This window comes from Arthrobacter sp. Z4-13 (assembly GCF_054792705.1).
The window spans coordinates 2,422,293-2,435,620 of sequence record NZ_CP096459.1 but is presented as its reverse complement, the minus strand read 5'-3'; the positions used below and the strand labels follow the sequence as shown (position 1 = coordinate 2,435,620).

Here is a 13,328-nt window from a genome sequence, read left to right as displayed (position 1 = left end):
GTGCAGCCCAAAGTGGCCGTCGCGGCCGTAACCTTTGACCGCCACGAGGAGCTTGCCCTGCTCCTGAAGGGCCTGGCCGCGCAGACCGCGCCGATCCATTCGATCGCCCTGGTGGACTCCGGCACTGCCCCGGCCACCGCCGTCGTCAACGCCGGGGGAGCGCAGAACATCAACTACCTGCGGTCCGAAGCCAACCTCGGCGGCGCGGGCGGCTTTGCCTACGCCATCCTCGCGGCCATGGCCAGCGGCGCCGAGTGGATCTGGATGATGGACGACGACGGCCACCCCGAAGACGCGAGCTGCCTGGCCGAACTGCTCCGCACGGCGGACGAACACCAGCTCGATATCGTCAGCCCCCTGGTGGCCGCCACGGCCGACCCCAACCGGCTGTCCTTCAATTTCCGTATCAACGGACTGCTGACCAACGACCGGTCACGGTTGGCGCCGATGGGCTACCTTCCGGACATGGTGCACTTCTTCAACGGCGCCCTCATCCGGACCGAGGTTTTTTACCGGATCGGTATTCCGGATGTGAAGTTCTTCATCCGCGGCGACGAGGTCGACTTCCTGTCGCGGGTGAAAAAGGCCGGGCTGAAATACGGTACCCTCGCCACCGTCGCAGTGCAGCACCCCGCCACCTGGACCGAGATGAAACCGGTGTTCGGCGGCTTCATCACCCCCGTCATCCCCGAGGGTGAGTTCAAGCGCTACTGCTACTTCCGCAACCGGGGCTACCTGACCCGCAAGTACCGGAACCTGCGCTGGTTCGGAGCGGACGTCGTCGGCTTCCCGTATTACTTCCTGAAGGAACGGGACCTCAAGGGCCTGGCACACTGGTTCAGGGCATATTCGACCGGCTTCCGCGGCAAGGGCTTCGGCTCGCCCGCGGAACTGATGTCCTCGAACAGCTAGGCCGGCGTGGAGAACCTTTACGCCGTCGTCGTCACATACAACCGCGCCGACTACCTGCGCAACCTGCTCGATTCTTTTGCCCGGCTGGACACCGCACCGGCGCGGATCCTCGTGGTGGACAATGCCAGCACCGACCACACGCCGGACGTTGTCGCACAGGCCAGCGCCGGCGGTGGGCCGCCCATCCAGTACGAACGGCTGGACCGGAACCTCGGTGGGGCCGGCGGGTTCTCCCGGGGGGTGGAACTGGCGCTGGCATCCGGCGCCGAATGGCTGTGGCTGATGGACGACGACGTCGAGGTGCTTTCCGGCGCCGTGGAGGCACTGGAAAAGTTCACGCCGGAATACTCCTGCCTGATCGGCCGCCGGTACGACGCCAACGGCAAACCCTTTTTCTGGCAGCACCATTTTGTCGAGGCGCTGGGCATCTTCCTGCCGGTCTCCCGCGATGTGTTCCGGCATTCGGAGGTGTTCCATACCAACGTGGGGAACTTTGAGGGCATGCTCCTCAACGCCTCCGTGGCCCGGAGCATCGGCCTGCCGGATCCCCGCTTCTTCATCACCTGGGACGACCTGATTTACGGCTGGCTTGCCGCGCAGCAAACCGAGGTGGTGTACGTCAACGCCTTTGTCATCAAGAAGGTCCGCGCGCAGCGGCAAGTGGACCTGGGACTGCGCCACCTCAACGATTCCTCAGACTTAAGCCGCCGCTATGTAATGCGCAACCGCGGGCACGTGGCGCAGTACCTGCGTGCCCACGGCAAATTCAACCGGGCGGGTTTCGCGGCCGGCACCGCCCTGACCTTTTTGAAGGAACTTGCCCGGCTGGTCCTCGTCGAGCGGACCCTCAAAGGGGCTGGAGCGCTGTGGCGGGGATGGCGTGAGTCACGCGGTATCCTTGCCGACGCCGGCTGGAAACCCATGCCTTCGCTGCCGGCGTATCCGGGCAGCGAAACCCGAAGCGATTAGTATCGTTCTAGGCCCCGAAGCGGTCCGACAGTTTTTGCGGCGGGGTATTTTGAAACAGGCGCCTGGCCGCCGTGGTAGTGGAAGTCGGTTGCATCTCTGTTGAGTACGAAATCTGAAACGCGGGCACCTGCCGCAGTACGGGACGAGAAGCCCGCCCTCTGGATCTGGATCCAGCTCTTCCTCGACTCGATGTCGTGGGTGGTCGCGATCGGCCTGGCGCTGCTGTTGCGCTATGAGATGGGCATCCGGGTCGAACAGTTCGCCGGAGCCTTCGTGATCGCCGCCATCGCGGTGGTGGCCCAGATACTCGCCGGATACTCCCTCGCCCTGTACCGCGGACGGTATCCATTCGGCAGCTTTCAAGAGGCCAGGGCACTGGTATTCGTCACCGTTATTGTGGCTGCCTCCATCACTACCAGCCTGCTGGTACTCTACGAGGCCATCAAAGTCGGCCGCAGTGTGGGCCTGATCGCCTTTCCCTTCGCCTGCCTCTTCATGTGCGCCGCCCGTTACGCCAAACGGCTCTACGTGGAGGGCAAGGCCCGGCCCGGGGACGGGGCACAAAACACGCTGGTTTACGGCGCCGGATTCCTCGGCAATTCCCTGGTGACCCGGATGCGGCAGGACGCGGATTCCCCGTACTTCCCTGTGGGCCTGGTCGATGATGACCCTGCGAAAAAGCACCTGCGCCTTTCCGGCGTCCAGGTCCAGGGCCGCGGGGATGACCTGCCGGCGATTATCCGCCGCACCCGCGCAACGGTCCTTGTCCTGGCCTTCGCCAACGTGGAGGCCACCGTGGTCCGCCGCATCTCGGACGCTGTTGCCGGCCTGAACGTACGTGTGCTGGTACTTCCCCCGCTGCGGGACATGCTGGGCACCGGTGCACCCGCGGGTTTCTCCGACTTCCGCGAGGTAGCGGTTGAGGACCTGATCGGCCGACGGCCCGTGGACATCAAGGTTGACGAAATTGCCGGTTACATCAAGGGCAAACGGGTGCTGGTGACCGGCGCCGGCGGTTCCATCGGATCTGAGCTCTGCCGGCAAATTGTCCAGTTCGACCCTGCGGAACTGATCATGCTGGACCACGACGAGACGGGCCTGCAACAGACGCAGATCTCCATCACCGGCCGCGGGCTGCTGGCAGGGCGGGATACCGTGTTGGCCAACATCCGCGACGCCGACGCCCTGCAGAGCATCTTCCAGGACCGGCTTCCTGAAGTGGTGTTCCACGCTGCCGCCCTGAAACACGCGCCGCTGCTGCAGCAATATCCGGTGGAAGCCTGGAAAACCAACGTCTGCGGAACCCTGAACGTCCTGCGCGCCGCCCAGCGCGCCGGTGTCTCGCATTTCGTCAACATTTCCACCGACAAGGCGGCCAATCCCACCACCGCCCTTGGCCACTCCAAACGGGTTGCCGAAAAACTGACTGCATGGATGGCCGGCCAGACCGGCAGCAAGTTCGTATCCGTCCGCTTCGGAAACGTGATGGGCAGCCGCGGTTCGATGCTGCCACTCTTTACCGAGCAGATCCGCGTTGGCGGTCCCGTCACCGTCACTGACCCCGACGTCACCCGCTTCTTCATGACGATCCCCGAGGCCTGCCAGTTGGTGATCCAGGCGGGTGCGATCGGTACCGGGGGCGATGTTCTGATCCTGGACATGGGCGAACCGGTCCGGATTCTGGATGTGGCCCAGCGGATGATTGCGATGTCGGGCAAGGACGTGGAGATCATCTACACCGGGCTGCGGCCGGGGGAGAAGCTGCACGAGGTACTGGTGGGCAGCGGAGAACGTGACAAGCGCCCCCTGCATCCGAAAATTTCACATACCAGGGCGACGCAGCAGGACCCGGACAAGCTTGACCTTAACGCCTGGCTGGCCCGCTGCGAGGCCGAGCAAGGCGCCGACATCGCCGACATTCCCGACGATGAAGCCAATGACGCCGGTGAGATCCGGGTGGCGTCGTGACGCCGTTGGCCCTGGTAGCCGGGATCACGCTGGTGTCCAGCCTGCTGCTTCCCTTTGCCGTGAAGCCGTGGCTGGTCCGGATGGGCGTGGTTGATGTTCCTTCCGCCCGTTCATCGCACGTGAAAGTGACCATCCGCGGTATGGGCGTTGCCGTGGCCCTGGCCACAGCCGTCGGCTACGCTGCAGCAGTGCTGCTGGGGGTGGTCACGGTGGACCGCTCCGTATCTGCCGTTGTGCTGGGCATCATTGCCGCCTGCGCAGCTGTGGGCTGGATCGAGGACCTGCGCGGCCTGTCCATCCGCGGGCGCGCAGCGGCCCAGCTCGGCATCGGGGCGGCGGGCTCCGCGGTGCTCATCGTACTCACGGAACAGTCGTTCTGGTGGCTGCCGCTGGCTGCCGTGGCGATCGCAGCCTACGTCAACATTGCCAACTTCATGGACGGCGTCAATGGCATCTCGGGCCTGCACGGGGTCACAGCCGGGGGCGCCTACACAGTGGCCGGCATGCTGTCCGGACAGCCATGGCTGACCGCCGGCGGCACCGTGCTGGCAATGGCCTTCCTCGGTTTCCTCCCGTGGAACCTGGGCCGCGGTTCGGTTTTCCTGGGCGACGTCGGCAGCTACTTGCTGGGTGCGTCGATCGCAGCCCTCGCGGTGGCAGGCTTCCTCGGCGGCGTCTATGTCGAATACGTTCTCTCACCGATCCTGGTGTACGCCGCGGACACCGGCTACACCCTGCTCCGCCGGATCAAGGCAGGGGACCGGTGGTACGCCTCGCACCGGGAACACGTTTACCAGCGGCTTACGGACGTAGGCTTCTCGCACCTGCAGTCAGCCGCAACTGTGACAGTGTGCACCGCGGCCGTGATCACCCTCGGGTTCGTCGCCGCCACTGCTCCGCTTCCCGTCGTCGCACTGTGCGTGGCCACAGGCGTGCTGGTGCTCGCTTTATATTTGGCCAGCCCGGACCTCATCCGCCGGTACCGTCGCCCGGTGAAGGTCACACAGCTGCCGGTGAGCTAGCGGTGTTCTATCTCGTGTAGAATTTGAGGGCAGCCAAAGCTGCCCTCCAAACCTGCCTCTTGGCCATGTGCCTGTTGGTGCCGACGATTGGGATCGAATGACCTCCAACGCCGAGTCCGGACCTGCGTCCGGCAACGGAAACGTTGGCGCATCCGGCCCCACACCGTCTTTGTGGCTGAACCTTCTTAAATGGAGTTCAGTGGCTGCCGCGGCCGGACTTGTCCTGTGCGCAGTCCCGGCAGGAATCCTTGAAGGCGGCAGCGGTGCCCTGTCCAGTACATTGGGCGGCCTGCTGGTGATGCTGTTCTTCGGAATCAGCCTGCTGGTGGGCCACTTCATGGGGCGCAACAATCCCTCCGGTGCCATTGGTATGTTCGTCGCCACCTATTTCGTGAAGGTGGTCGGATTCGCTGCGGTACTGTTCGTCATCGGTGCTCCCCAGTGGCTGCATGGCCGCTGGTTCGTCGCCGGTGCCGTCACCGCCGTCGTGCTCTGGCAGGCTGCCGAACTTTACGTTTTCAGCAAAGCCCGCCTTCAGATCTACAACGATCCAGAAACCAAGGAAACCCGCGATGCGTGATCCAAAGAGTCCCGGCGAAAGCACCAACGGCACAGGCGGATCAAACGGCTCTGCCCCCGGTGTATCAAGCGACGGAACCAGCGGCGGATACAACGCCGGGATGGCCGTATTCAGCTACATCATTGGCGGAATCATCGTCTGGAGTTTGATAGGGTGGGGACTGGATTACGTGTGGGGAACGCGCTGGATTGTGCTCGCAGGCGCTCTGCTTGGAGCCGTCGGAGGTTTTTACCTTTCCCACATGCATGGCCTTACCAGTTCTCGAAAAATTGCTGGGGAGCGCCATGCTGCCAGCGGGCCGTCCCAGGACGGCGACACTAATGCCAAATAATTTCACAGGGGGATCAGCAGGCCGTCAGGCTGCCGGTCCCCGCCCAACGCCCAATGATGGACACTGCAGAGAGGAAACGCGTTGATCGCGCTTGCGCTCCCGGCCCAAGATTCAGGAGAGTTTACTCCTCCTGGAATTAACGAAATGCATTTGCCGGCAATCCTGCCGTGGGGTGCCGCAGAAGGATTCTCCAAGCAGATGCTGCTGGTCCTCCTCTCTGTCGTCTTTATCGCCGCCTTCTTCGTGCTCGCCGCACGCAAGCAGCAGCTGGTACCCGGTAAGCTCCAGTTCGCCGGCGAGGCCGCCTACGGCTTCGTCCGCAACGGAATCGCCAAGGACATCATCGGCGGCAGGGACTTCATCAAGTACGTCCCGCTGTTGTTCAGCCTGTTCTTCTTCATCCTGGTGAACAACATCTACGGTGCCATCCCGTTGTTCCAGCTCCCCACGTTCTCACATGTGGGCGGCGCCTATGTGCTGGCGGGCCTTGTCTACTTCACCTGGATCACCATCGGCGTGAAGAAGAACGGACTCCGCTACTTCAAGCTGGCCACCGTGCCGTCCGGCGTTCCCTGGTTCATCCTTCCGATCGTGATCCCGATCGAGATCATCTCCAACTTCCTGGTCCGGCCCGTCACGCACAGCCTCCGTCTGTTCGCGACCATGCTCGCAGGACACCTCATCGTGATGATTGCAGGATCCGGCATCGAATACCTCATCATGCAGGAGAACATCCTGCTCAAGGGAACCTCCGTCCTGGTTCTCGCCGGCGCCATCGCCATGTACATGCTTGAAGCCCTGATCATGGTCCTGCAGGCCTACGTATTCACGCTGCTGACCGCGATCTACATTGAAGGCGCGCTTCACGCCGACAGCCACTAGGCACCCTTAAGCTTCCCCTCGCGGGGATGATAGCAACCCAAACAACCTGCCACATGGGTGGCATCTTGAAAGGAAGAAAAATGGAAGGCAATCTCAACCTCGTAGGTTACGGTCTGTCCGCAATCGGCGGTGGTATCGGTGTTGGTCTCGTATTCGCTGCCTACATCAACGGCGTAGCCCGCCAGCCGGAAGCACAGCGTGTCCTGCAGCCGATCGCATTCCTCGGCCTTGCGCTGACCGAAGCCCTCGCCATCCTCGGCCTGGTCTTCGCCTTCGTTCTCTAGTCCTTAGAACGAAGCGAACTTACAGAACCGAGTAGAAAAGGACGGGTGAAATATGAATCAGCTGATCATCTCAGCCGCCACTGAGGGCGAAGTCAACCCCCTGGTTCCCAACCTCTGGGAAATGGGCGTTACCCTCGTGGGCTTCGCCATTCTCATGTTCATCGTGATCAAGTTCATTGTCCCGATGTTCGAGAAGACCTTCGCCGAGCGTGCCGAGGCTATCGAAGGCGGCATTGCAAAGGCTGAAAAGGCCCAGGCTGAGGCGTCTGCTGCACTCGAAGAGTACAAGCAGCAGCTGACCGACGCCCGCGCCGAAGCCAACCGCATCCGTGAGGAAGCCCGCGCCGAAGGTGCCCAGATCCTCGCGGATCTCAAGGAAAAGGCAGCTGCAGAGTCTGCCCGCATCACGGCCCAGGCGCACGCCCAGATCGAATCCGAGCGCCAGGCTGCCGTTGTGTCCCTGCGTTCGGAGGTCGGCACCCTGGCCACCACCCTCGCCGGCCGCATCGTCGGCGAATCGCTGAACGACGACCAGCGTGCAGCACGGGTAGTGGACCGCTTCCTGGCAGATCTGGAGACCCAGAACGCAGGTGCAGCTAAGTAATGGCAGGCGTATCGAGCGAATCGCTGGCAACAGGGCTGGCCGGGTTGGAAGCCAAGCTTCCGACGGCGTCACTGCAGCTGGCAAAGGAACTCTTCGGAATTCTGGGAATGGTGGACAGCTCGGCTGGCTTGCGCCGCGCCCTGACTGACCCGTCCCGCAACGGTGACGAAAAGTCGGCGCTGGTCAAGCAGCTGGTTGGCGGAAAAGTCTCCGCTGATGCTGCAGAGATCGCGGGCGGGCTGGCCGGCTCACGCTGGGCAACCGCCCGGGATATCGGCGATGCACTCGAGACTCTTGCCGCAACGGTGGTCATTTCCGTTGCTGAAAACAAGTCGGCCGTTTCTGCCTCCGGAATCTCTGGCCTGGAAGAGCTGGAGAACGATCTGTTTTCCTTCAACCAGGCCGTTGCCTCCAACCACGAGGTACAACGTGCTCTGTCCGAACCACAGGCCAGTGCTGCAGCCAAAGCGACGCTCGCTGAGAAGCTGGTGCCCGGCGTGAGCGAGGAAGCAAAGGTCCTCATCACGCAGGCAGTTACCCAGCCCCGCGGCATCAAGCCCACCCGGCTTGTGGAACGGTTCGCCGAACTGGCGGCCAAGCGGCAGCAGCGCTGGATTGCAACGGTCAGCGTGACCCGCCCCCTGACACCGACGCAGCTTGCGCGCCTCCAGGCGGGCCTGAATGCAATGTACGGGCGGGAACTGAAGGTCAACGTCAACGTTGACCCGGCACTTATTGGCGGCATCCGCGTCCAGGTAGGTGACGAAGTGCTCGACGCTTCGGTCATCACCCGCCTGGGCGAGCTGCAGCGCCAGCTGGCCGGCTAGCCGGACAAGCACAACAAAACTGATAGAAACCCCGGTCATCTTAACGGTGATCACAAAACAGGAGAGCAGGGACTGCAGATGGCCGAATTGACCATCAACGCCGACGACGTCCGTAATGCGCTGAACGAGTTCGCGGCGTCCTACGAACCCGGAAACGCAGAGCGCGTAGAGGTCGGCCGCGTAACCACCGCTAGTGACGGCATCGCCCGTGTTGAGGGCCTTCCCTCGGTCATGGCGAACGAGCTGCTGCGCTTCGAGGACGGCACCCTGGGCCTCGCCCAGAACCTTGACGTCCGCGAAATCGGCGTCATCATCCTCGGCGACTTCACCGGCATCGAAGAAGGCCAGGAAGTCCACCGCACCGGACAGGTTCTGTCCGTGCCCGTGGGCGACGCCTTCCTTGGCCGTGTTGTTGACCCGCTGGGCGTGCCCATCGACGACCTCGGCGAGATCAAGGCCGAGACCACCCGCGCACTGGAGCTCCAGGCTCCCGGCGTGACCCAGCGCAAGTCGGTGCACGAGCCGATGCAGACCGGACTCAAGGCTATCGACGCCATGATTCCGATCGGCCGCGGCCAGCGCCAGCTCATCATTGGCGACCGCCAGACCGGCAAGTCCGCCATTGCGATCGACACCATCATCAACCAGAAGGCCAACTGGGCTTCGGGCGATGTGACCAAGCAGGTCCGCTGCATCTACGTGGCAATCGGCCAGAAGGCGTCAACCATTGCCGCCATCCGCCAGACCCTCGAGGACAACGGCGCACTGGAGTACACCACCATCGTGGCGTCTCCCGCTTCCGACCCCGCAGGCTTCAAGTACCTCGCACCGTACGCCGGCTCGGCCATCGGCCAGCACTGGATGTACGGCGGCAAGCACGTCCTGATCGTGTTTGATGACCTGTCCAAGCAGGCTGAGGCTTACCGTGCAGTGTCGCTGCTGCTCCGCCGTCCGCCGGGACGCGAAGCCTACCCTGGCGACGTGTTCTACTTGCACTCCAGGCTCCTGGAGCGTTGTGCAAAGCTCTCCGACGAGCTGGGCGCGGGTTCCATGACCGGCCTGCCGTTGATCGAGACCAAGGCAAACGACGTTTCTGCCTACATCCCGACCAACGTCATCTCCATCACCGATGGCCAGATCTTCCTCCAGTCGGACCTCTTCAACGCCAACCAGCGTCCTGCTGTTGACGTTGGTGTCTCGGTGTCCCGCGTGGGCGGCGCCGCGCAGGTGAAGTCCATGAAGAAGGTTTCCGGTACGTTGAAGCTGGACCTCGCCCAGTACCGCGACATGCAGGCATTTGCCATGTTTGCCTCGGACCTGGATGCCGCTTCCCGCCAGCAGCTCACCCGTGGTGCGCGCCTGATGGAACTGCTCAAGCAGGGCCAGTACTCGCCGTTCCCGGTAGAGAACCAGGTTGTCTCCATCTGGGCGGGCACCAACGGCTACCTCGACGACGTGCCGGTTGAGGACATCAGCCGCTTCGAGTCGGAGTTCCTGGAGCACCTCACGCACAAGTCCTCGATCCTCACCACGCTGGCGCAGACCAACGTGCTGGACGATGACACCGCGGCAGCGCTGAAGTCCGCCATCGTGGCCTTCAAAAAGGGCTTCTTCGGTGAGGGTGACAACCACTTGGTAGGCGCCGGCCACGAGGAGCATAGCGCTATCTCCGAGGGCGACGTCGACCAGGAAAAAATCGTCAAGCAGAAGCGCTAATTCCACTGACCGGGTGTGCCGGGCCTACAGGGTCCGGCACACCCGGTCTACGGAATGTTAGGAAAGGATAAGTATGGGAGCCCAGATTCGGGTCTACCGCCAGAAGATCAGCTCGACCACGTCGATGCGCAAGATCTTCAAGGCGATGGAACTGATCGCTACCTCGCGCATCGGCAAGGCCCGTGCGCGCGTAGCAGCTTCACTGCCTTACGCGAACGCGATCACGCGCGCCGTTTCTGCTGTCGCCAGCCAAAGCGAAATCGACCACCCGCTGACCACTGAGCCGGAGCAGATCCGCCGTGCCGCCGTCCTGGTAATCACCTCGGACCGTGGCCTGGCTGGGTCCTACTCGGCAAGCGTGCTGAAGCAGGTGGAGGGTCTCAACGAGCTGCTCCACGCTGAAGGCAAGGAAGTCAAGACGTACCTCGTCGGACGCAAGGCGCAGGCCTACTTCGAGTTCCGGAACCGCGAGTACTCGCGGGTCTGGACCGGTGGCACCGACGCACCCGAGTTCACTACCGCGCGCGAAGTCGGCGAAGCATTGCTCGCAGATTTCGCAACCGACTTTGAAGAGGGCGGCGTGGACGAGATCCACGTGGTGTACACCCGCTTCAAGTCCATGGTCACCCAGGAGCCCACGGTCATCCGCCTGCTTCCGCTGGAAGTAGTGGAAGAGCAGGCCGCTTCTGAATCGGACCTGTTGCCGCTGTACGAGTTTGAGCCGGAAACCGAGCGTGTTCTTGACGCTCTGCTGCCGCGCTACATCGAGTCACGCATCTTCGCGGCCATGCTGCAGGCAGCGGCTTCCGAGCTCGCTGCACGGCAGCGGGCCATGAAGTCCGCAGGCGACAATGCCACGGACCTCATCAAGAAGTACACGCGTCTGCGCAACACGGCCCGCCAGGCTGAAATTACGCAGGAGCTGTCCGAGATTGTTGCCGGCGCAGACGCCCTCGCGTCCTAGCCTGCACGGCCCCGGTCCCGCTGGACCTGCAACACCACAGATAAACTTAAATCCACGCCATCTACTGAGTGAAGTGAGAGAGATGACTGCCACTGCTACCGAACACGTAGCCGCAACGTCCGGTGCCACCGGCCGCATTGCGCGCGTAATCGGCCCGGTTGTCGACGTCGAATTCCCGGCTGACGCAATCCCGTCCATCTACAACGCACTCACCACCGAGATCACACTCAACGGTGAGACCAAGACCATTACGTTCGAGACGTCGCAGCACCTTGGCGACAACCTCGTCCGCGCCATCTCCCTGCAGGCTACCGACGGACTTGTCCGCGGAACGTCCGTGGTGGACAGCGGTGCCCCGATTTCCGTACCCGTCGGCGACGGCGTCAAGGGCCACATCTTCAACGTCCTGGGCCAGCCCCTGGACGTTACCGAGGCGGAACTGCAGATCAGCGAACGCTGGCCCATCCACCGCAAGGCTCCGAGCTTCGCTTCGCTCGAAGGCTCCACCGAGATGCTCGAAACCGGCATCAAGGTCATCGACCTTCTCACCCCCTACATCAAGGGTGGAAAGATTGGCCTGTTCGGCGGCGCCGGCGTGGGCAAGACCGTTCTGATCCAGGAAATGATCACCCGCGTGGCCCGCAACTTCGGTGGTACCTCGGTATTCGCCGGTGTTGGCGAGCGTACGCGTGAAGGCAACGACCTCTGGGTTGAAATGGAAGAGGCAGGCGTCCTCAAGGACACCGCCCTTGTGTTCGGCCAGATGGATGAGCCGCCGGGAACGCGCCTGCGCGTGGCACTGTCCGCCCTGACCATGGCAGAGTACTTCCGCGATGTGCAGAACCAGGACGTGCTGCTCTTCATCGACAACATCTTCCGCTTCACGCAGGCAGGCTCCGAGGTTTCCACCCTCCTCGGCCGCATGCCTTCGGCTGTGGGCTACCAGCCCAACCTGGCAGATGAGATGGGCCTCCTTCAGGAGCGCATCACCTCCACCAAGGGCCACTCCATCACCTCGATGCAGGCCATCTACGTTCCCGCAGATGACTACACCGACCCGGCTCCGGCAACGACCTTCGCACACCTCGACGCGACCACGGAACTTTCCCGTGAAATCGCCTCCCGTGGTCTGTACCCGGCCGTTGACCCGCTGACGTCGACCTCCCGCATCCTGGATCCCCAGTACATCGGCAAGGACCACTACAACACGGCCGTCCGTGTGAAGCAGATCCTGCAGAAGAACAAGGAACTCCAGGACATCATCGCCATCCTCGGTGTTGACGAACTCTCCGAAGAGGACAAGATCGTCGTGTCGCGTGCACGCCGCATCCAGCAGTTCCTCTCGCAGAACACCTACACCGCCAAGCAGTTCACCGGCGTCGAGGGCTCCACGGTTTCCATCAAGGACACCGTCGAGGGCTTCACCGCCATCTGCGACGGCGAGCTGGACCACATCGCGGAGCAGGCGTTCTTCAACGTCGGCGGCCTCGATGACGTTGAGCGCCAGTGGGCCAAGATCCAGGAACAGACCAAGTAATATGGCTGAGCTTGAGGTTGAGATTGTCGCAGCGGACCACTTTGTGTGGTCCGGAGCGGCCAAGATGGTCAAGGCCCGCACCAGCGATGGTGAAATCGGAATCCTGCCCGGCCACTCGCCCCTGCTGGCGATCCTGGCCGAGGGTGAACTGGCCATCCAGCCGGTGTCCGGTGACCGTATTGCCGTAGATGTAGACGGCGGATTCTTCTCCGTCGACAACGACCGCGTGGTTATTGTTGCCGACAACGCCCACCTGGGCGGCTCGGCTACCGCTGGGATCCGCTAGCACCACCTTGATGGACGCACCGACTTTTCCGTTCATCGCCATGGCAATCGCTTTTGGATTGCTGATATTTGCACTGTGCCTTTCGGGGGTGCGCCGCTTCAACCTGCGGCGTGCCCTCGGCACGGTGGACGCCTCCATTTGCATGACTGGAAACAGTTGGCAGATGGGGGTTTGTCGTTATCAGGACAACGACCTTGAGTGGTTCCGGCTGCTCTCGCTGAGTGTCCGCCCCAAACACAAGTTCAAGCGGCACTCGCTCGAACTGATGGGCCGCCGCAAGCCCACCGAAGCCGAGGCCGTCAAGGTCCAGCCCGACGTCGTCATTGTCGAATTGCGGTACGAAGGCCAGGACCTTCGCCTTGCCATGAAATTCGAGGCCTATGCTGGTCTCTCGTCCTGGCTTGAGGCCGGGCCGGTCATTGGCGTGGGGACCTGGCGATAGTCCG

15 protein-coding genes are annotated in these 13,328 nt (G+C 62.7%); all 15 read left to right on the top strand.

Features of this window, described 5'->3' with window-relative positions:
* The 15 genes from M1E07_RS13000 to M1E07_RS12930 all read left to right on the top strand — a co-directional run bounded on the left by M1E07_RS13000 (nucleotide 1) and on the right by M1E07_RS12930 (nucleotide 13,324).
* Nucleotides 1-912 (top strand): glycosyltransferase, encoded by a 912-nt coding sequence (locus tag M1E07_RS13000; RefSeq protein ID WP_461187091.1) that lies wholly within the window; start codon nucleotides 1-3, stop codon nucleotides 910-912.
* A 6-nt stretch (nucleotides 913-918) separates the two neighbouring features.
* Nucleotides 919-1,881: a glycosyltransferase gene (locus M1E07_RS12995; protein WP_461187090.1), complete on the top strand. Its 963-nt coding sequence runs from the start codon at nucleotides 919-921 to the stop codon at nucleotides 1,879-1,881.
* Between the two features lie 99 nt (nucleotides 1,882-1,980).
* Nucleotides 1,981-3,849 carry a polysaccharide biosynthesis protein gene (locus M1E07_RS12990; protein WP_461187089.1) on the top strand — a complete coding sequence of 623 codons (1,869 nt, stop codon included), beginning with the start codon at nucleotides 1,981-1,983 and terminating at the stop codon, nucleotides 3,847-3,849.
* Nucleotides 3,846-4,871 (top strand): MraY family glycosyltransferase, encoded by a 1,026-nt coding sequence (locus M1E07_RS12985; protein WP_461187088.1) that lies wholly within the window; start codon nucleotides 3,846-3,848, stop codon nucleotides 4,869-4,871. The genes M1E07_RS12990 and M1E07_RS12985 overlap by 4 nt, the downstream gene beginning before the upstream one ends.
* 97 nt (nucleotides 4,872-4,968) lie before the next feature.
* Nucleotides 4,969-5,451 (top strand): hypothetical protein, encoded by a 483-nt coding sequence (locus M1E07_RS12980; protein ID WP_461187087.1) that lies wholly within the window; start codon nucleotides 4,969-4,971, stop codon nucleotides 5,449-5,451.
* Nucleotides 5,444-5,782 (top strand): AtpZ/AtpI family protein, encoded by a 339-nt coding sequence (locus M1E07_RS12975; RefSeq protein WP_461187086.1) that lies wholly within the window; start codon nucleotides 5,444-5,446, stop codon nucleotides 5,780-5,782. The genes M1E07_RS12980 and M1E07_RS12975 overlap by 8 nt, the downstream gene beginning before the upstream one ends.
* Before the next feature lie 81 nt (nucleotides 5,783-5,863).
* Nucleotides 5,864-6,664 carry a F0F1 ATP synthase subunit A gene (gene atpB, locus M1E07_RS12970; RefSeq protein ID WP_461187085.1) on the top strand — a complete coding sequence of 267 codons (801 nt, stop codon included), beginning with the start codon at nucleotides 5,864-5,866 and terminating at the stop codon, nucleotides 6,662-6,664.
* An 80-nt stretch (nucleotides 6,665-6,744) separates the two neighbouring features.
* Entirely contained in the window at nucleotides 6,745-6,948 is a 204-nt protein-coding gene (atpE, locus tag M1E07_RS12965; RefSeq protein ID WP_009356484.1) for an ATP synthase F0 subunit C, read from the top strand.
* Between the two features lie 52 nt (nucleotides 6,949-7,000).
* Entirely contained in the window at nucleotides 7,001-7,552 is a 552-nt protein-coding gene (locus M1E07_RS12960) for a F0F1 ATP synthase subunit B (protein ID WP_461187084.1), read from the top strand.
* Nucleotides 7,552-8,379, top strand: coding sequence for a F0F1 ATP synthase subunit delta (locus tag M1E07_RS12955; RefSeq protein ID WP_461187083.1), 828 nt, complete (start codon nucleotides 7,552-7,554; stop codon nucleotides 8,377-8,379). The genes M1E07_RS12960 and M1E07_RS12955 overlap by 1 nt, the downstream gene beginning before the upstream one ends.
* A gap of 78 nt (nucleotides 8,380-8,457) precedes the next feature.
* The gene (gene atpA / locus M1E07_RS12950; protein WP_307094617.1) at nucleotides 8,458-10,095 is read left to right on the top strand and encodes a F0F1 ATP synthase subunit alpha; all 1,638 of its coding nucleotides are present in this window, start codon (nucleotides 8,458-8,460) and stop codon (nucleotides 10,093-10,095) included.
* Nucleotides 10,096-10,168: 73 nt separating this feature from the next.
* Nucleotides 10,169-11,059, top strand: coding sequence for a F0F1 ATP synthase subunit gamma (locus tag M1E07_RS12945; RefSeq protein WP_307094618.1), 891 nt, complete (start codon nucleotides 10,169-10,171; stop codon nucleotides 11,057-11,059).
* Nucleotides 11,060-11,141: 82 nt separating this feature from the next.
* Entirely contained in the window at nucleotides 11,142-12,596 is a 1,455-nt protein-coding gene (gene atpD, locus M1E07_RS12940) for a F0F1 ATP synthase subunit beta (protein ID WP_307094619.1), read from the top strand.
* A 1-nt stretch (nucleotide 12,597) separates the two neighbouring features.
* On the top strand, nucleotides 12,598-12,882 hold the full coding sequence (locus M1E07_RS12935) for a F0F1 ATP synthase subunit epsilon (protein WP_079597677.1): 285 nt from the start codon (nucleotides 12,598-12,600) through the stop codon (nucleotides 12,880-12,882).
* 10 nt (nucleotides 12,883-12,892) lie between these two features.
* Complete coding sequence (locus tag M1E07_RS12930; RefSeq protein WP_461187082.1) at nucleotides 12,893-13,324, top strand: DUF2550 domain-containing protein; 432 nt, start codon at nucleotides 12,893-12,895, stop codon at nucleotides 13,322-13,324.
* Nucleotides 13,325-13,328 lie beyond the last annotated feature (4 nt).

Excerpts from the sequence above, each read along its gene's own strand:
- atpA (WP_307094617.1), top strand. The coding sequence starts at position 8,458 with ATGGCCGAATTGACCATCAACGCCGACGACGTCCGTAATGCGCTGAAC.
- M1E07_RS12930 (WP_461187082.1), top strand. The coding sequence starts at position 12,893 with ATGGACGCACCGACTTTTCCGTTCATCGCCATGGCAATCGCTTTTGGA.
- M1E07_RS12975 (WP_461187086.1), top strand. The coding sequence starts at position 5,444 with ATGCGTGATCCAAAGAGTCCCGGCGAAAGCACCAACGGCACAGGCGGA.
- M1E07_RS12935 (WP_079597677.1), top strand. The coding sequence starts at position 12,598 with ATGGCTGAGCTTGAGGTTGAGATTGTCGCAGCGGACCACTTTGTGTGG.
- M1E07_RS12980 (WP_461187087.1), top strand. The coding sequence starts at position 4,969 with ATGACCTCCAACGCCGAGTCCGGACCTGCGTCCGGCAACGGAAACGTT.
- M1E07_RS12945 (WP_307094618.1), top strand. The coding sequence starts at position 10,169 with ATGGGAGCCCAGATTCGGGTCTACCGCCAGAAGATCAGCTCGACCACG.
- M1E07_RS12960 (WP_461187084.1), top strand. The coding sequence starts at position 7,001 with ATGAATCAGCTGATCATCTCAGCCGCCACTGAGGGCGAAGTCAACCCC.
- M1E07_RS12955 (WP_461187083.1), top strand. The coding sequence starts at position 7,552 with ATGGCAGGCGTATCGAGCGAATCGCTGGCAACAGGGCTGGCCGGGTTG.
- atpD (WP_307094619.1), top strand. The coding sequence starts at position 11,142 with ATGACTGCCACTGCTACCGAACACGTAGCCGCAACGTCCGGTGCCACC.
- atpE (WP_009356484.1), top strand. The coding sequence starts at position 6,745 with ATGGAAGGCAATCTCAACCTCGTAGGTTACGGTCTGTCCGCAATCGGC.